The organism is Bifidobacterium sp. W8104, assembly GCF_016100735.1.
Lineage (GTDB): Bacteria > Actinomycetota > Actinomycetes > Actinomycetales > Bifidobacteriaceae > Bombiscardovia > Bombiscardovia choladohabitans.
The window spans coordinates 986798-1005424 of record NZ_JACFRW010000001.1; the positions used below are offsets into that span (position 1 = coordinate 986798).

At 63.7% G+C, this 18627-nt stretch carries 11 protein-coding genes and 1 pseudogene; 3 read left to right on the forward strand and 9 right to left on the reverse strand.

Annotation, left to right across the window (positions count from 1 at the left end; genetic code table 11):
• Positions 1-17: 17 nt before the first annotated feature.
• Positions 18-2012 carry a serine/threonine-protein kinase gene (locus H3U89_RS03700; RefSeq protein WP_198178451.1) on the reverse strand — a complete coding sequence of 665 codons (1995 nt, stop codon included), beginning with the start codon at positions 2010-2012 and terminating at the stop codon, positions 18-20.
• Between the two features lie 154 nt (positions 2013-2166).
• Here H3U89_RS03700 and H3U89_RS03705 point away from each other — a divergent pair, with 154 nt between their 5' ends.
• From H3U89_RS03705 to H3U89_RS03715, 3 genes and pseudogenes are all read left to right on the forward strand, one after another.
• Positions 2167-2565, forward strand: a complete 399-nt coding sequence (locus H3U89_RS03705) for a carboxymuconolactone decarboxylase family protein (RefSeq protein ID WP_198178450.1) — start codon at positions 2167-2169, stop codon at positions 2563-2565.
• A gap of 202 nt (positions 2566-2767) precedes the next feature.
• The gene (locus tag H3U89_RS03710; protein ID WP_045935944.1) at positions 2768-3895 is read left to right on the forward strand and encodes an ABC transporter ATP-binding protein; all 1128 of its coding nucleotides are present in this window, start codon (positions 2768-2770) and stop codon (positions 3893-3895) included.
• 171 nt (positions 3896-4066) lie between these two features.
• Positions 4067-5428, forward strand: a pseudogene (locus H3U89_RS03715) (DUF4032 domain-containing protein); the annotation flags it as partial.
• Positions 5429-5830: 402 nt separating this feature from the next.
• On the opposite strand, the gene rlmB reads toward H3U89_RS03715, so the two are convergent.
• The 8 genes from rlmB to H3U89_RS03755 form a co-directional block, all read right to left on the reverse strand.
• A complete protein-coding gene (gene rlmB / locus H3U89_RS03720; RefSeq protein ID WP_198178448.1) occupies positions 5831-6823 on the reverse strand; it encodes a 23S rRNA (guanosine(2251)-2'-O)-methyltransferase RlmB in 993 nt (330 codons plus the stop codon).
• Between the two features lie 114 nt (positions 6824-6937).
• Positions 6938-7690 (reverse strand): carboxymuconolactone decarboxylase family protein, encoded by a 753-nt coding sequence (locus H3U89_RS03725; RefSeq protein WP_198178447.1) that lies wholly within the window; start codon positions 7688-7690, stop codon positions 6938-6940.
• A gap of 50 nt (positions 7691-7740) precedes the next feature.
• Entirely contained in the window at positions 7741-8847 is a 1107-nt protein-coding gene (locus tag H3U89_RS03730) for a LacI family DNA-binding transcriptional regulator (RefSeq protein WP_198178446.1), read from the reverse strand.
• Positions 8787-10235, reverse strand: a complete 1449-nt coding sequence (locus H3U89_RS03735) for an MFS transporter (RefSeq protein ID WP_198178445.1) — start codon at positions 10233-10235, stop codon at positions 8787-8789. Before H3U89_RS03735 ends, H3U89_RS03730 begins: the two co-directional genes overlap by 61 nt.
• On the reverse strand, positions 10225-14283 hold the full coding sequence (locus tag H3U89_RS03740; RefSeq protein WP_198178444.1) for a fibronectin type III domain-containing protein: 4059 nt from the start codon (positions 14281-14283) through the stop codon (positions 10225-10227). Before H3U89_RS03740 ends, H3U89_RS03735 begins: the two co-directional genes overlap by 11 nt.
• 250 nt (positions 14284-14533) lie before the next feature.
• Positions 14534-15115, reverse strand: a complete 582-nt coding sequence (dcd, locus tag H3U89_RS03745; RefSeq protein WP_154312985.1) for a dCTP deaminase — start codon at positions 15113-15115, stop codon at positions 14534-14536.
• 873 nt (positions 15116-15988) lie between these two features.
• Positions 15989-17392 (reverse strand): MFS transporter, encoded by a 1404-nt coding sequence (locus H3U89_RS03750; protein ID WP_198178443.1) that lies wholly within the window; start codon positions 17390-17392, stop codon positions 15989-15991.
• 13 nt (positions 17393-17405) lie between these two features.
• Positions 17406-18398 (reverse strand): nucleoside hydrolase, encoded by a 993-nt coding sequence (locus H3U89_RS03755; protein ID WP_198178442.1) that lies wholly within the window; start codon positions 18396-18398, stop codon positions 17406-17408.
• Between the last annotated feature and the right edge of the window lie 229 nt (positions 18399-18627).

Here is an 18627-nt window from a genome sequence, read left to right on the forward strand (position 1 = left end):
TGGGGTGGAGCGCGACCTTAGGCGCGCAGGAGGTGGATGGGGGCCCAGTCCATGGAGGGTTGGGCTATCAGCCCGGCCAGGAGGACGGCAATGATCAGCAGCCAGATCAGGAGCAGAATCCACCTGCGGCGGGGGCTGCCCGGCACCTCGGGGTCCTGGCGGCCCAGGGGAATACGGCCTGCCGCCAGACGCAGGACCACGTTGCCACTGTCGGCCTTGGGGGTTGATCGGTCCTGCGTGGGCAAGGTCGTCAACAGCCAGCCGACCAGCGTCGCCAGGGCCATGGCCAGTCCGCCGGCGGACAGGGGCCTGGCCGCCGGGAGGGGGAGGGCCAGCAGGTGTTCGCCCAGGGTCAGGCCTGCGCGAACGGTGGTGAGGGTGCCGGCCCAGGTCAGCGGCAGGGCCACCAAGGCTTGGACAAGGATTATGCCCGGCAGGCGGAGCAGGGCGGCCGCCAGGCCCTTGAGCAGGTGCCAGGGGAGGGCGGCCACGTTCAGCAGATGGTCGGTGCCCCGCCTAGGGCCGCTGCGGCGCAGCTCCCGTTCGATCTGGGCTTTTATGCTCCATCCTGCGGTGCTCAGGACCCACAGGAGGATTCCGGCGACGACCAGTGCCGAGACCGGGGCCAGGGCTGTCAGCAGGGCGGGGAAAACTCCCAGCATGACCAGGCAGGGGGTTCCGGCTTTCAAGTAACGAAGACGTCGCATCTGTGCGGGGGGCTGGTCTCCCAACCAGTGGGCGTTCGCCTCGTTGCGGTATCCGCTGGGCAGGGGCTGTGCCGGTGGCAGCGGGTCCTGAACAGTGGTGGCCTGCAGATCTTGGCGGTCGGCCAGGGGTTGTTGATCCTGCCAGGTCTGGGTCTGCTCCTGCTGCTCCTGGACAGCGGGAAGGGGGTTCAAGAGGCTGGTGGGTTGCTCCGAGTCGGGCAGGAGGGTCGTCTGTTCATCGGCTTCGTTCTCGGTCGGAGGTCGTGACCAGGCCGTCCGTGGACTGTCTGGATCAGCCTGTCTGATTGGTGGCATGGGCATGGTGGCCGGTTCAACGACCATGGTGGGCGAGTCAGCCTGCCCCTCAGCCCCCGAAGAGCCGGCGCCAAAAGGGCGCATCGTCTCCTGACTGCCCGTATCCTGATCGTCTTGCTCCCCCTGCCAGGCCTGAGGATCCATGGCATCCCGGCTGATGGCCTCCAAGAGCTCCTGGGGTGTGCAACGCGCGCCTCGGTCGGGGGAGAGGGCCGAGCGCAGGGCTCTCATGGTGCCGGTGGGTAGCCCGGACAGGTCGGCATTGCCTGAGGCCTCCCGCTCCAGGACCGCCATCATGGGTTTGTCGCCGAAGACCGCCCGTCCGGTGGCCGCGTAGGCCAGAACGGCGGCCGTGCTCCACCAGTCGGTTCCCTGATCGGCCTCGGCTCCGTCGATGATCTCCGGGGCGATGAAGCCGGGGGTCCCCATGACCAGCCCGGTCCTGGTCACATGGCTCTGCCCCTGACCCATGGCGATGCCGAAGTCCACCAGCACCGGCCCCGAGACCGAAATCATGACATTGGTGGGTTTGATGTCCCTGTGGACGATGCCCGCCTGGTGGACGGCTGCGACGGCATCGGTCAGCTTGCGTGCCAGCCGCTCCAGGTCGTCGCCACGATAGGGGCCGTTGACCGCCACATCGTCGCGCAGGTTGCGCCCCTCGATCAGCTCTGTCACGATGAATGCTAAGGCATCATCAAGTTCCATATCCACGATCCGGCAGACTCCTGGATGACGGATCCGCTGCAGGGCCAGAGCCTCGCGTCGCAGGCGCTCACGGGCCGAGGCACGGTCACGTTCGTCAGGGCTCTCTGACGAGACCTGGTCCTCCTCCAGGGATTCCCGCAGAATCTTCATGGCGTAGTCCTGGCCTCCGCCATCCCGTGCACGCCAGACGGACCCCATGGCGCCGCCGCCCAGGGGCTCGATCAGGGTGTAGCCCCCGACCAGCCGTCCCGGCCTTAGGTCCAAACCCTCAAGATCGCTCATATCTCCATTGTGCCCCGACTGGTTGAAAAGCACCTGATTGCGGCCCCGGCTGTTTCGCCGCGTCCGAGGCCGCCAGCGGCATAATGAGCGAACAGGCGTTGATACAATATTCTCGGCGGGAAAATATGCAAAACAACAGAAAGAAGGGGCTTCCATGGAAGCTTCGCGCTTTGAAAAGGGATCCGAGGCCTTGGCCGCTATTGACGGCAAGGGAGGCCAGGCTGTCATCGATTCGCTTCAGGATATAGCGCCGGACCTTGGCCGTTGGATTGTCGAATTCGCCTTTGGCGACATATACACCCGGAAAGGACTGGATCTCCAGCAGCGTGAGCTGGTCACCATAGGCAGCCTGGTGACGCAGGGTGACACGGCCCCGCAGCTGGCCGTTCACATACAGGGCGCCTTGAATGTCGGGCTGAGCAAGGCGGCCGTGGTCGAAGCCATACTCCAATGTGCTCCCTACGTGGGATTCCCCAGGGTCATCAATGCGATCAACGTGGCCAGGACGGTCTTCGAGCGCGATTCCGAAGATTCCGACAAGTCCAAGGATTGAGTAGGCGAGGGTTCGCACGTCGAATTCGGACCTTGGTGTATAGTGGGCACTGGCTCAAGGGAGAGTTTCTCTTAACCACAAAATAGAAAACCGTCGCATGGCCATGCCGATGTCGGTGTTGACCCCGGGACGGAAACCACAGTGAAAAACAACCCTTCACTACGGATCGTTCGGCACGTACCTGCCGATGAAAGGATGAACAATGGCAGAAGTGGTATTCGACCACGTCACTCGTATCTACCCGGGCAACGATGAGCCCTCGGTCAGTGACCTCAGTCTGGACATCAGAGACGGTGAATTCCTTGTTCTGGTTGGGCCTTCCGGTTGCGGAAAGTCCACAACCCTGCGCATGCTGGCCGGCTTGGAAGAGGTCAACAAGGGGCGCATCATGATTGGCGACAAGGACGTGACGACCATGCAGCCCAAGGACCGCGACATCGCCATGGTCTTCCAGAACTACGCCCTTTACCCCCACATGACTGTGGCCGACAACATGGGCTTCGCCCTGAAGATCGCCGGCACCCCCAAGGACGAGATTCGCCAGCGGGTGGAGAAGGCCGCCGAGGTGCTGGATCTGACCGAGTACCTGGACCGCAAGCCCAAGGCTCTGTCCGGTGGTCAGCGTCAGCGTGTGGCCATGGGCCGCGCTATTGTGCGTCAGCCCAAGGTCTTCCTGATGGATGAGCCTCTGTCCAACTTGGACGCCAAGCTGCGTGTCCAGACCCGTACCCAGATCGCCGCCCTGCAGCGTCAGCTCAACGTCACCACCCTGTACGTGACCCACGATCAGACCGAGGCTCTGACCATGGGCGACAGGATCGCCGTCATTAAGCTGGGCGTCCTGCAGCAGGTGGGTGCGCCTACCGAGCTTTACGATCGGCCCGAGAACGTCTTCGTGGCCGGCTTCATCGGCTCGCCCTCCATGAACATCAACATCCACCCCGTGGTCAACGGCCAGGCCAAGATCGGTGAGGACACCATCAGCCTGCCTCGCGAGGCCGTCGACAAGCTGACCCCCGAGGACCAGGGCAAGATCGTCGTGGGCTTCCGTCCCGAGAATGCTTCTCTGGCCGGTGCCGACGAGCCGGATGCCTTCTCCCTGAAGGTGGCCAACGTGGAGGATCTGGGGTCCGACGGCTACATCTATGGCAACATTCTGACCGACAACAGCGTGGCTGAACAGGCCATCGTCATGTCCGACCAGAACAAGCTGACCACCATCCGTGTCAACCCGCGTGACCTGCCCAAGGTGGGCGACGTGGTCAAGATCCACATCGATCCTGAAAAGATGCACCTGTTCTCCCCGGCCAGCGAGCTGCGGCTGAACTGAGCGTTCCTGTGACCCTGTGGTTCGGCCACGGTTTCCCGCCGGGCCGCAGGGCCCGTATCGATCATTGATATCATCTCCTTTCCTTGTTGACCGGGTGACCAGGAGCCCCGCGCGGCGCATCCGTGCGGGGCTCTTCCCGTATAGGATGGGCGGCGATGGGATGGATGAAGCATGACTAGTGTGAACATCAACCGGGCGACGGCCTCCTCTCTGGACCCTCGTGCCATGAAAGCCACCTCGATAAAGACCACGACCGATCCCTCCTCCGAGCAGGAGCCGGCCGCCCTGCACATCACGGCCACCAGCTCCAACCCCAGGATGTTCACCCTGCCCTGGGAGCGGCCGCTGGCCACCTGGCCCCGGGATCTGCTGGCCAACCTGCCCAGGGGCATCTCCCGGCACGTGGTTCGCTTCGTCCACGTGGGCGACGATGTCTACGCCATGAAGGAGATCACCCAGCGTGTGGCCGAGCGTGAGTATGAGCTTCTGCGCAAACTGAAAAAACTGGAGCTGCCCACGGTCAACCCCATCGCCGTGGTCACCGGTCGGCACACCCGTGAGGGCGAGCCGCTTGAGGCCATGCTGGTCACCCAGCACCTGAAGTTCTCGCTGCCCTACCGTGCCCTCTTCGCCCGTAATCTGCGTCCGGATACTGCCGAGCGCCTGATTGATGCCCTGGCGGTCCTTCTGGTTCGGCTCCATCTGGCCGGCTTCTACTGGGGCGATGTCTCCCTGTCCAACGTGCTCTTCCTGCGTGATGCGGACGCCTTCTCGGCCTTCCTGGTCGATGCCGAGACCGGCGATCTGCATCCCAGCCTGACTGATGGCCAGCGAGAGTATGACATCGACCTGGCCAGGACCAACATCATCGGCGAGCTTATGGATCTGGATTCCGGCAACCTGCTGGCCGGCGAGGTGGACGAGGTCGGCGTAGGCAACCGGCTGGTGGACCGCTATCACTCCCTCTGGAGCGCCCTGACGGACGTGGACAGCTTCGACCCGGATGAGATGTGGAAGATCGAGCGCCGCGTCAACCGGCTCAACGATCTGGGATTCGACGTGGATGAGCTGGAGATGAAGACCGAGGAGGACGGCAACCGGGTGCTGGTGCGCCCCAGGGTGGTCGATGCCGGCTACGCCTCCCGCAAGCTGCTGCGGCTGACCGGCCTGGATGTGCAGGAGAACCAGGCCCGGCGGCTGCTCAACGATCTGGATGCCTACCGGGCATCCACCTGGCGGCAGGGCGAGGATCTGGAGATTGTGGCCACCGACTGGATGCGCGAGGTTTTCGAGCCCACCGTACGCATGATCCCGCCGGAATACCGCTCGCAGATCGAACCGGCCCAGTTCTTCCATGAGGTGCTGACCCACCGCTGGCTGATGGCCGAGAAGGCCGGTCACGACGTGCCCATGGCCGAGGCTGTGCAGAGCTACATCAGCGAATCCCTGCCCGAGTACCGGCTGGACTCCGAGGACATGAAGACCATCAACGAAGAGGCCGATGCCGGTGTGGTCGACGACGAGATGAACTGGCAGGGCGGCCGTGCCCCGGCTGGTCAGGGTAAACAAGCCACCCGCGATCAGACCGACAAGGGCACAGATGGCCATGAAACAGCTGACAATGGCGTGAACGTCCGAGCCGATGCTGGCGGCCGGCCCGGGGCAGAAACTCAGGCTGACCGTGACCGGGCGGGCGGGAAGGTGCCGTCACAGCCGGCCTTTGAGGATGCGAATGGCGGACGAAGCTCGCTGAGGTCGGTCTATGCCCCCGGCAGCCTGGATGCGGCTGCCGACCAGGACGATCAGGATGATGCGGTCTGGGCCTCCAGCTGATTGATTGGTTTGTGCGGCATGGGTCTGTTGCATGCTGGTTGCTGCGCGCAGGCTGTTGCCGCTTGGCCTGCCTGTCTTTGGATTGCCGCTGCCAGCCCGGGGCTATTTGGCTTGGCTGGCGGACCGTCGGCGTGCCATGGCTACGGCGTAGAGGCTGATGCCGGCCGCCACCGAGGCGTTCAGGGATTCCACCGAGCTGGAGATGGGGATGGAAGCCAGGGCGTCGCAGTTTTCGCGGACCAGGCGGCTCAGCCCCTTGCCCTCGGAGCCCAGGACCACCACCAGCGGATCGGTCTCGAAGCCTGTCTCGCCTACTGTGGCGCTGCCTGCGCCGTCCAGGCCGACCGCGTAGTAGCCGCGCTCCTTGAGCCCTTGGATGGCCTTGGTCAGATTGACCACACGGGCCACGGGCAGGTGGGCGGCGGCTCCGGCGGACACCTTCCAGGCTGCGGCTGTGACCGAGGCGCTGCGCCGCTCGGGCAGAACCACCCCCGAGGCCCCGAAGGCCGCTGCTGAACGGATCACGGCCCCGAGGTTCTGGGGGTCGGTGACCCCGTCCAGGGCGATGAACAGGGGGCGGGCGGCGACCTTGGTCGCCTGGTCGGCCCCGTCCAGGGCGGCTGCGTGTTTTTCTGCCCTGTCGACCAGGCTCTGCAGGGAGGCGTACTGGTAGGGCTGCACCTTGAGGACCACGCCCTGATGATTGCTGGACCGGGCGATGCGGTTCATCTCCAGACGGTCGGCCTCCAGCAGGTTGAGCCCCTCCTGCCCGGCCAGCCGTACGATCTCCCTGGTCCTGTCGTCGTGGTCCATCCGGGCGGCCAGATAGAGCTGGCTGGCCGGGACTCCTACACGCAGGGCTTCCAGGACGGCGTTGCGGCCGATGACCAGGTCGTCGGAGTCGGAGGTGAATCGGTCGGCCCTGCGGCGGGCTGCCAGACGTGGGTCGGCCGCCTGCCTGCGCTGGGCCGCCTGCCGGGCCTTGTAGGCCTTGTGATAGACGCGATCCTCGGCCTTGGGGGTGGGTCCCCGGCCGCGCAGTTTGTTGCGGTGCTTGCCGCCCGAACCCTTGGTCGGGCCTTTCTTGTTAGCCATGTCTTCAGTGTAAAGGCAGGCGGGAACCGGTCAGACATCCGTCGGACCCAATATCTGCAGGGCGAAGACACGCTCTACCTTCATCGTTCAGGCCGTGCGGATCGGCCGTGCGGGTCATCCCAGGGCGGCCACCTGGTCAGGATCTGGGAACTCCATCCATTCGACCGGGGACTGCCCGCTCGATGCCGGGGTGACGGCGATGTGGGCCATGGATGACCGGCCCGAGGCGCCATGCCAGTGTCTGACCCCTGCCGGGCAGAAGACCACGTCGCCGGGTTCCAGCTTGCGGGGCTGATGTCCCTCCTCCTGCTCCCACCCCTGCCCGGCGGTGACAATCAGGAGCTGGCCATGCGGGTGGGTGTGCCAACGGTTGACACACCCGGGTGCGAAGGTCACATTGCTGGCTGGGCATTCCGCGTCCGGATCGGTCAGGCGGTGCAGCCAGACATGGCCGGTGAAGTTGGGCCCGTCGGCCGAATCCCCCAAGGGGTAGGGTCCTGAATCCGGCTCAGTCCCGGCTTTGGATGGGGTTGCAGCGGTGTCCCGGCCCTCGCCGTAGACCTCCTTGGCCAGGTCGAAAGCCGACCATGCTTTGGGCCAGCCCGCATAGAAGGCCAGGTGGGTGATCAGCGCCACCATTTCAGTGCGGGTGACGCCATTGCCCTTGGCCATGGCCATATGGCTCTTCAACTGGGGGAAGAGCCCCATGCTCATCAGGCCTGCGCAGGTGATCATGCTGCGGTCCCGAGCCGAAAGCTCATCCTCGCGGGACCAGACCTGGCCGAAGAGCACATCATCGTTCAGGTGGGCGAATTGCGGTGCGAACCGACCGAGCCTGTCGTGGCCCGCCGTCTGTTTGATTGCCATGGGTTGGTCTCCTTGCCGTCATCTTGGCCGGGTCATTCCGGCAGATTCAGCTATACCCCTTCGAGTGCGCTCGAAGTCAAGGTGCCCAGACTGTCCCGGATGATCAGCGAGGTAGGCAGGGCCAGGGCTCCTGGGTCCTCGGTGACAGGAGGGATACCGACTTTACGCAGCCGGGCGATCAGGGCGGACTGTTGGCGGGACTGTCCGTTCTCAGGTTTCCGACCCAGCAGGATATCCGCCGCTGCATGTCCTATGGTTCTGCGGGGGATCCGAATCGTAGCGACAGCCGGTTTGACGACGGGGGCGACCATGGTGTTGTCAAATCCGAGGACACCGACCCTATCAGGCACGGTGATTCCTTTGGATTGCAGTCCCAGAATGACTCCAGCGGCGATCAGGTCATTGTAAGCGACCACAGCATCGGGAGGTTGCCGCTCCAGAACGGCGGCAGCATGCCTACCGCCTTCGACAGTAGGATCCACCGGACCCGTTCGTCGGCATTCCAGCCCCATAGCCCGGCTGAGTGCTTGCAGGCTCTCCCAGCGGGATCGATCGGACCAGGCCCCCACCCGGCTGGCTATGTAGACTACGGACCGTCGTCCCTGCCGCAGCAACAGTTCCAGGGCTTGAGCCAGGCCGGTGGAGGCATCGGGCAGGACGGAGGGAAGGCCCTCCATGGGACGGTTGAGAACTACAAGAGGCAGGCGGCGTCCCAGGCGCCGGGCCGTTGGTGCCCGGACCTGATCAGTGGCCAGAATGATTCCGCGGGTATGGCCGACCAGGCTTTCCAGCAGGTCTTCCGTACGTCCCAGCTCGGCTCCGGCTTCGATGATGCCGACTGCACCCTGCTCGGGAAGAGCCTCCTGAGCGCCGGCAAGAATCTGGGAGGAGATGCCATTGGAGGTGTCCTGGACCAGAAAGGTTATCATGACCGGCCCGGTCGTATCGCTGCTGGGAGGATGGTCAGGCAGAGGGTATCCCATGGATCGGGCCAGGGAGCGGATCCGGGCGGCGGTCTGCGAGTTCAGCCGACCGGGAGTGTTGAGCGCGCGGGAGACCGTGGACGGAGACACTCCGGCCCTGGTGGCCACGTCGATCATGCGCACGCGTCGGTGCTGCTCCCGCCCCTGTGCGGGCTCCGGGGATCTCCTGGACAAGCCTGATGCTCCGTTCCTTGCCTGATATGGCTGCACTGGCATTGTATACGGCCTGCCTGCAGGTCGGCGCTGATGCGTCCGAAGACCTCCTCGGTCAGCGGATAGCAGCGGATGAGCAGGACAGAGATGGTGAACATGGCAGCCGGCACCAGGCCTACAGCCAGCCTCATGTTGGCGCCCAGGGCCGGATCCTGGGCGACATTCATGCCCGGCCTGTAACCCAGGAAAGACAGGATGGCCGGCCCCGCCCATCCATTGATGGCTGCTCCGACCTGCCGGGTGATGCTGAGGGCGGCCATGGAGGCTCCGGCGGTGTTCCCATTGCCGGTTCGCCACTGCTCGTACTGGACCGAATCCGCCTGCATGGCCCAGATGCAGGGGGTGATGACCTGCACTCCGATGCCGTTCAAGGCTATGCAGGCGACGGCAGGCCAGGCGGATCGGACCAGGATGAAGGCCAGCGAGGATCCGATGACCACCAGCCCGCCCAAGGTCCAGGTGCCCCGCTTGCCCAGACGCTGCACCAGCCAGGGCGAGCAGGGGGCTACGACCACCCCGGCAAGGACGCCCACCAGCGTCAGGGCGAAGGTGATTCGTCCGGTCAGCCCGGGGTTGCCGACGGTCAGGACCTCCTTGGCGACGATTGGGGCCAGCGAGGCCACCGGGTTGGTCATGAACAGGGTGGCCAGACAGACCACCAGCAGGGGTCGATTGTCGGCCAGGAGCCGCAGATCCTCTTTCAGTGAGGTAGGAGGGGCTGCCGGAGGCAGGTAGCGTTCCCTGGTGGTCCGGGCCATGATCAGATAGCCCAGGGAGCCCAGCAGACAGCAGGCGGCGACCACCGGAAGAAAGAGGCGGGAGGGGTCCATGTCGTTGACCCGCGGAGCCAGGGTAAAGGTCAGGACGACTCCTGCCGCCGCTCCGCCGAAGGTACGGGAGGCCGCCAGGCGCTGACGGTCGTCGGAGTCCCGGGTCATGGCTCCCAGCAGGGCCCCATAGGGCACGCCCCCCAAGGCTCCAAGGAGCTGATAAAGCAGATAGGTGGCGATGGCCCAGCCGATGCGCACCGGCATAGGGGCGCCCGCCGGAATGGTGTACATCAGGGTGATGGAAATCATCATCGGCAGGCCGAAGACGACCACCAGCCGCCGCAGACCGCCCTCCCGGTCTTTGGCGCGTCCGTCGGTGATTCTTCCGGCGACCAGGTAGACCAGGGCCTGGAAGAGGTGGGCCCCCAGGAAGATGTCGGCCACCAGCATGGGGTCCATACCCAAGTAGAGGTAATAGGTGGTCAGGAAGAGGTTGGTCATCTGCCAGCCGACGTTGTTGGCGGCGTCGCCAAGGCCGTAGCCCAGAATGGCGGACCTGGGCAGGGACTCAGCGCTCATGGTCGCCCTCGGAGATGAGGCAGGGCAGGGAGGCTGGGGATTCCGGTCCGGCTCCTGCCGCGTTGATGGCGCTGACGCTGACCGTGTACTTGCCGGGCTCCAGATCATTGAGGGCCAGGGTGGTCTGTTTCGCAGCCAACCGCAGTCTTGTGCTCTGTCCGCGGCCCATTTCGTGCACGGTGACCAGATAGGCCTGCAGAGGGATGCCCCCATCGTTCGGGGGTGACCAGGATGCCTGCATGGTTTTGTCGGAAGAGGTCAGCCTGGGCTTGCCCGGACGTCCGGGTGCATGCCCCAGGTTTAGGGGATTGTCTTGGAATGAGGGGAGCGAGACCCGGCCATCCTCGGTGGTCAAGGCTGCCATGACCCGGTAGATGCCTGGCGGAACCTGCCGGAAACTGTGGGTCTGCCTGTCGGCGGGCAGCCAGACGGTCGGCATGGGGTCATGTTCGTCGGCCGGTTTCAAGGTCAGTTCGCACCCTGAAAACCCCTGAGGGGCCTGGTCAATAGTCAGATGGACGGTCATGGTTGCCAGATCGATGCTGACCTGGGGGTTGCCGGGCCGGGGCAGCGTTGGATCAGTCCTTCCGGTTTCGGGAGGGCCCATGTGCAGCTCAAGCGGGTCTGCAGGTTCGCCGATGCCCGTGGAGTTGCACTCCTGCAGGATCATCCGCCAGGAGCCGAAGGGGATTCCGTCCAGGTCGGCCCGTCCTTGAGACTGGTCCAGGTAGAAGGTCATGGACCTGCCTTTTCGGTCACGCAGAAGTACCTGGGCGGTGCGCGGCGCGTCGGCCTGGTGTCGGATTGGTCCGTGCTGCCAATCCAGTCGCAGACAATGTCCGTGAGGCTGGGCGTCGATGCTCTTGGGAGCTGCAGGTATGGCTGGCAGACGATGGCGGGCGAAGGCCATGACCTGGCTTAGCTGCAGGGCGTACCGTCCTCCCTGATAAGGGTTGGCGCGCAGCCGGGTTGCCTCGATTCTGATGAACCTGATATTGCTCATTGGGGCGAAGTCGAAGGCCTGTGGCTGACCGTCCACCGGCAGCGGATAGTTGTGGCGACTGCAGACCCGAGTCCAGCTGCGGCCGTCTGACGAGAGGCTGATGGAGAAGTCCAGCGGAAAACCCTGACCCTGGTTGGGGTCGGTCGATCTGTTGCCGGCTGCGTACTCCACCACGCCGAAGGAATCGGTGCCTGACCGCTGGCTGGACTGGTCCGCGCCTCCGGACGGATCGCGGCCCCTGGGCGCCAGAACCACCTGGGACAGGGTGGCCGCCTGCCGCATCTCCAGAAGAACCCACTCCGGGTGGTTCCGGTTGCCGACGGAGCTGGACCAGCCGAATCGGTCGTAAGCGGCTCCGAGACGGCCGTCGACCAAAGCGGCCCTGGTCCATCCCGGCAGATCAGCCTGGGAGGAGACCTGAACCCGGGCTCCTGCGGCAAGATCGGCCCGGGCCTGTCGGGGAGGCCGCCGCCCGGCGGTGAAGGTGACCGTCACCGTGGTGGTCTCCTGCAGTTCCCCTCGGAAGCGCACGCGGGCCCGGTAGCGATGCCCGGGTTCCAAGCCAGAAGGATTGACGGTGTAGTAGATATCCTGCTCGTGGCGCAGGTTCCCGTTCATGTTTTCCAAGCTGAAGGCGCCCTCGGCATCCTCCAGGACCTGGGCGCTCCAGCGCTCGCTCATTGCGCCGCCCTCCTGACGCAGATGGATGCAGTGCTTGACTTCCCGTGATATCCATTCCACCCGGCCCAGGTCGATCCGGGGGCGTGCGGTCCCCAGCCGAGGCGGAGCAGCATGCTCGATCCACCCCAGAAAATTCTCCTCCCGGAAGACCTGTCGCCCCTGCTTGCGCACGCACAGGACCAGAAGGAGTCGGGCCCCCCGGCTGGCCTGATTCCTGGGCACGGTGATGGTCACGGGCACGGTCCGCCAGGAGGCGTATGGGACCTGCACCCGTCGGTGACCCCGCTCGACAACTATCCGTCTGCCCCCTGGGCTACGCTGCCAGGCCACTTGCCAGACCAGCTCAAGGTCGGTTCCCCGACGCTCCTCGTCATTGTGGACGATGATGGTGCGTCGGCTGGTCATTGCGTGCGGGTAGATCCTGCGGGGCCGGCCCAGGCGAGGTTCACGGTCGAATTCCTTGTCGTAGGCGGCGACATCCGCGAAGGAGGCGGCTATATATCCAAAGGCCGGCCCCTCCTGCCAGGGTTCATCCTCTCCGCGCCAGGGATCGAACTGGGGGCGTACCAGCCTTTTAGGGTTAAGCCCCCTGCGGATTCTGCGCCGGTCCGGTTCCAGGCAGGCCTCGATGTTGTCGTAGATGAAGGCGGATATGCAGAAGGGCTTCCAGTCGACCACTCGCGTGGTTCGTATGCCCCTGGTCACCCGTCCGACCTCCCGGCCGAAGTCCGCCCGGGAGATGGTGTCCGGATCGCCGTTGAGCCGGCCGTGGTAGATGTCGGCAATCCGTCCCTGCCCGTCGTAGCGGGGGATTCCTGCGGTGGAGACCGAGAATTCCTCACCGGCGGCCAAGGGCAGGGGCGAATCGATGTCGTAGAGGGCATAGATGTCTGGGGCCGAGGTCATACCCGAGGGGTACCCGCCGTAATAGTGGCGGGAATCCTCGTCGGTAATGGGGGCATTGAAGCCGTCATTGACCACTGGCCGGGTGCCGTCCTGCTCATGCACGGCCGCCTGCAGGGCTGGGATGAGCAGGTCGCCGTCCCTGGGGTTCCATGCCTCGTTGGTGGTGGACCAGAGGACGATGCTGGGGTGGTTCCGGTAGGCCCGCACCCACCGCTGCGTCCACTCGACATAGTGGCCGATGGCTTCGGGCCCGTAGCTCATGTGGAAGGGCGGATTCAACTGAACATTGGCTGGAGAGCCCGGATTCCAGAAGGCTGTCTCCTCCTCAAGGAGCATGCCGGTTTCGTCGGCGTTGTCGGCCAGGGCTTGCGAGGGGACTGAGCGGATGTGGTTGCGCAGGATGTTGAAGTTGGCATGTCGATAGGCATCCACCCAGGCCTTGGTCATGTCCTGACCGGATTGGTTGTCGTCGAGGATCAGTCCATAGGCATCGCCGACCTCGTTGATCAGGTCGCGGCTGCCTTGGTTGAGCAGGCAGAGGGAATCGCCGCGCAACCGGATAGGGATGCCGTTGAGCAGGTACCGGTCTCCCTGACGCTGGAATTGCCGGAAGCCGAATCGTTCCTGGGAATGGTCGACCACATGGCCACCGACGTCGAGAACAGCCTGCATGACATACAGGAAGGGATCGGTCCTGGACCAGTAGTGGGCGTCCGGCCAGGCCGTCTGCAGGTGGACGACCTTGGAGGAGCGGGGACTCAGGGAGCAGGACACCGGGTTGAAGGCAAAGACGGTCCGGCCCTTGGACGTCGAAGCCTTCCAGGGGCGCACCTCGGCCCTGAATCGCAGATTGCATGGGCGCTCGCTGGTGTTGATCAGCGTCGCATTGAGCTCCAGCCGGTCGTTGGAGGGGTCGGCGTCGCCGCCCAGATCGGGGATGATTTGCAGGTCTTCGATGCGGTTCTTGGGCTTGCTGCTGAGCCAGACATCGCCGCCCAGCCCCAGCCGCCCGACCAGGTTCTCAGTGCCGAAGGGGAAGAGCAGCCGATCGGGGCCCTCTGTAGAAGTCAGGGCATCGGCGGGAAGGGATTTGACACTCCAGATTTCAATCCTTATTTGGTTGCGTCCGGCATGAACCGCCTTGGTGACGTCCAGATCATAGGGGAGCAGCGTCATCAGATAGCCCTTGGTGGATGACGGCCCCACCGGGATTGTGTTGATCGACACCTTGCCCAGGGTGGCCAGGGCATCCAGATGCAGGATCATGTCCTCATTCGGGTCAAGGACACCCAGGAAGAACTCCCTGAGGTAGACACCATGGTGCAGATTCCGGCTCCAGGAGGCCGGATAACCGGTGGTCTCCGGCAGGCTGTCCCACCAGGTGGGCACCATGACGGGATATCCCCGGTCTCCATCGTCGGGGTGGAAGTCCCAGATGCCGTTGAGATTGAGTTTCACGCCGCCTCGCCTCGCTGCCCGCTGATGTCAGTTCCCGACCGGCCATCATGGCCGGTCAACAGGCAGGGTACATCGTATTAAGGTATTGCCATTTATTGCCAATCTGGTCCCGAGAAGTGGGGGTGGCCAGAGCTTGCTTCAAGCATGACGGCTGAAGGCAGACTTCCAGCCAGGGCATTTGGGGATTGTCGACGAATATGCAGACACAGGCATGCAGGTGCCAGGCCTTTATGGTCCTGGCCTAGGGTGATTAGTCTGAGACGTCGGCCTTGTAGAAGTTGATATAGGAGCGGGAAGGAGTTGGGCCGCGCTGGCCCTGGTAGTGGGAGCCGTTGTGCTTGGAGCCGTAAGGGTACTGGGCGGGCGAGGAGAGCTGGAAGAAGCACATCTGACCGATCTTCATGCCAGGCCAGAGTTTGACCGGCAGGGTGCTCACGTTGGACAGCTCCAGGGTGATGTGCCCTTCAAAGCCGGGGTCGACGAACCCGGCGGTGGAGTGGGTCAGAATGCCCAAGCGTCCCAGGGAGCTCTTGCCCTCCAGCCGGGCGGCCAGGGTGGAGTCCAGCTTGACGTACTCCCAGGTGGATCCCAGCACGAACTCGCCGGGGTGCAGAATCCAGGGCTCGTCCTTGGGCACCTCGAACTGCTCGGTCAGTGCACCCTGGTCTTCTGCGGGATCCACGTAGGTGTACTGATGGTTGTTGAAGACCCGGAAGTAGCGGTCCAGGCGCACGTCCACGCTGGAGGGCTGAACCATGGCGGGCGTCCACGGGTCCAGATTCAAGTGCCCTGCCTCGTGGGCATCCAGGATGTCATGGTCGCTGAGCAGCATGCCTAGGTATCTCCTTTAGGTTTATTGGTCGATGGTCTCTCCTCGGGCGGGAAACCATCCGAAATCCAGTCTAACCGGCACTATGCCCGCTAGCTGGTCTGGCAGGATTCACAGAGAATTTTCAGATAACACTATCGTCACCATAAGGTAGCGGTTCTTTACTATAAATGTCGGTACAAAAACCGAACGGGCGGTTTGACCTCCGTCCGACAACTGATTTCCCTTTCTTCTCTCTCGCCCGGCGGTGTTCACGCATCGCCGGGTTCTCTTCATCTTGGGGCAAGTATCAGTGCACCGACGTTTCACGTGAAACCACATGCCCAATGGCTCGATTGAGTTCGTTGAGGCTTATTGCAGGACGGTAGGGCGTTTGCAAATCCCTGAGTGTTCGCAAACCCTTGAGACGTCTAGTGTTCGGTCGGGCCGGGCTTCTGTTCCTTGAGCTTCCATCTCCTTTGGATCCGAGACTCAAGGTCGGCGAATCCCCAAGATGGGCTCGAGAGTTCCGGGCACTCGCATTCTCTGGTTCAGATTCCTCTTCTCTGACGTCTATATAAATTGTGTTTCGGTGCACGGCCTGAGTCGTAGGCACAGAATTGAAGACAGGAGCTGAAGATATGAAGATATGGAAGAACCCCCGTCAGTTATGGCTATGACGGGGGTTCTCCACCAGGGGGAGGGGTGGCGATCTTCTTGCCTTCGGCGGCTGAGGGAAGAGGGGGACTATCACATTGCCGAAAGCAGTCCGAACTCCGCTCCCTCCCCGGTTCGAGCGGCCGGGTGCCGGTGCCGGGCCTGACTCATTCCCGAGGCCAGGAAGAGTGGACCAAGCAGTGCGGCTATCCGACCAAGTATGTATGGGTCACACCAGCCTTACTCCTGGGGAGCCTTGGCTGACATGGCCTTGTGGAAGATGGCCACGATGATCAGGGCCAGCAGGGAGGCCAGCGCCATGACCCAGAACATGTTGGCCACCTGGGCCTGGATGCCGGTCTTGACGCCCGCCAGAGCAAGCGACCCGAATCGGGGATTGGCCATGAGCCCGCTGTATACAGCCATGCCGATGGAGGCCGAGGTGTTCATCATCAGATCCCCGATGCCGATGCCGCGTCCGTTCTGGTCCACAGGCAGGGTGGCCGAGAAGGAGTCGTAGAGGGGCGTGTAGGACATGGTGATGCCGGCGATGAAGACCGAGGCCAGCGCGGTCAGGACCCAGAAGCCAGAGGTGAGCATCAGGGCCGAACCGGCAGCTCCGGCGATCATGAGCACTGCTGACAGGATCAGCATGGGCAGGCGTCCCATGGCGTTCATGATGACTCCGGACAGGCAGCCCACCAGGGTGGCCACGATGTAGACGATGGTCAGGCAGAGGGAGACCTGGCTCAGGGAGATCCCGTAGATTCGGTCGCCGATCACGTTGTAGATGGGCACGCAGGCGAAGTTGAAGAAGTAGAAGACGAAGAGGGCCAGCAGGACAGCCATGTAGGCGCCGTTGGTCACGAACCCGCGGCTCAGGAAGGGATTGGCTCCCTTCCAGACGTAGCCGGCGAAGATCAGGATCAGAACGGCCAGCACCCCGAGCATCCAGGTGGCCGGGAAGGAGAAGTAGACGGCCACGAATCCGGCGATCAGCGCGAACAGGGCGATGCCGAAGACGTCAATGCGCTCGCCCTTGATGCCGGTGTCGGGCGTGTACTTGAGCACCGGGGGAATCAGCAGGATGGAGACCAGCGGCACCAGGAAGAGGTAGCGCCAGTCGATGGAGGTGATCAGGCCGCCGGCGAAGATGCCCACAGCCGAGGATGCGTAGTAGACGGCGTTGAAGATGCCCAGGTAGAAGGCGCGCTCCTTGTCGCTCAGGTACTTCATGGCCATGACCAGGAAGACCGAGCCGGCCACCTGGCCGCCCGCGGTCTGGATCATGCGGGCCAGGACCACGGCCCAGAAGTTCGATGCGCCGAAGAAGCCCAGAAGGCTGCCGATAATCAGGGCGCCCACGCCGAGCAGGGTCATCTTTCTTGGGGAGATGTAGTCGCAGAGGGTGCCGTAGAGCATGCAGACCACGCCCAGGACGATGCCTGGCAGGGTGCTGATCAGCGAGGCGTTGGCGGACATCCCCAGGGAGTCGCCCACGTTCTGGAAGACCAGGTTGAAGGCCTGGATCATCAGTGTGCCCAGCAGGAAGATGGCCAGCAGGGCCGGCAGGGCCCGCTTGGTGCTGCGGCGGTTCTCGTCCACGGTCGCTTCGGTAGCCGTTGTGGTGATTGATTCGCTCATGACTGCCGTCCTCCTATTGTTCGCTCTCGGTCTTGCGCACCAGGGTCAGGAGCCTGTCCATGAAGCGCCGGGTGAATCGCTCGGTGTCGACCGACAGGGCCACCTTGGTGTTCTTGACCGTGTCCAGAAGCCTGTTGGGGTCGCCGATGGTACGGGCCCGCTGCGGTCCCTCGGTCTCGACCATCAGGTTGGTGGCGAAGGTGGTGACCAGGCTGGGGTCGATGGCCACGGCGGCGGCCAGGGGGTCGTGCAGGTTGCAGCCGCCCAGATAGGCCCCGCTCTCCTTTTCGCTGATGTCGATGTAGTAGTCGGTCATGTCCGCCAGGAAGCGTCCGGCGCTGGTGCCTGTGGCGCGCAGGGCTTCGGTGTCCTCGCGGCTCATCAGGGCCTGGGTGGTCACGTCCAGACCGACCATGGTGATGTCTGCGGTGGTGGCGAAGACCCGGTTGGCAGCCTCGGGATCCTGGTTGATGTTGGCTTCCGCGAAGGGTCCCACGTTGCCCGGCTGGGTCAGGGTGCCGCCCATCATGACGATGCTGATGCGGTCGACGATGTCGGGGGCCTTTTCCAGGGCGGCGGCGATGGTGGTCAGGGCGCCGGTGGGCACCACGACCAGCTCGCCCTTGGGATAACGGCGGACCGCGTCGATGATGAAGTCCACAGAGCTCTGCTGGCTGGCCTGCCGGTCGGTCTGTGCGGGGATTTCGATGTTGCCGGTGCCGTTGGCCCCATGGAAGATCTCGGAGTCCGGCGGAACGCTGAAGGAGTCGGCCGTGCTGGGGTGATCGATCCCCTTGAAGACCGGGATATCCTCCCTGCCGTACATGGCCAGCAGCCGCAGATCGTTGTCGACGCCTTGGTCGAGCACAACGTTGCCGTAGGTGCCGGTGATTCCGATCAGTTCGGCGTCTGGGGAGCCCAGAACGTAGGACAGGGCCAGCGTGTCATCGATGCCAGTGTCCAGATCCAGGATGATCTTGCGGACGGTTCCCTTGCTTGCTGACACGTTGGTCTCCTTCCCAGAAGGATGGGCGGCCCCAACCTTCTGCTTACCTATGTCGTGCCTTCCCTAGGCTGATTCGTTACTGCCGTGAAACAAACAACCTGTTTGATGTAACGTTTCATCAAACTGTACGGAGCTAAACTACCTGTGGCTTGGAGGCTTGTCAAAACGCGTCGTGGGGTGTTCGCCATAAGGGCAGAGACCTGCAAATCCATCGGTGATGTCCGCAGCT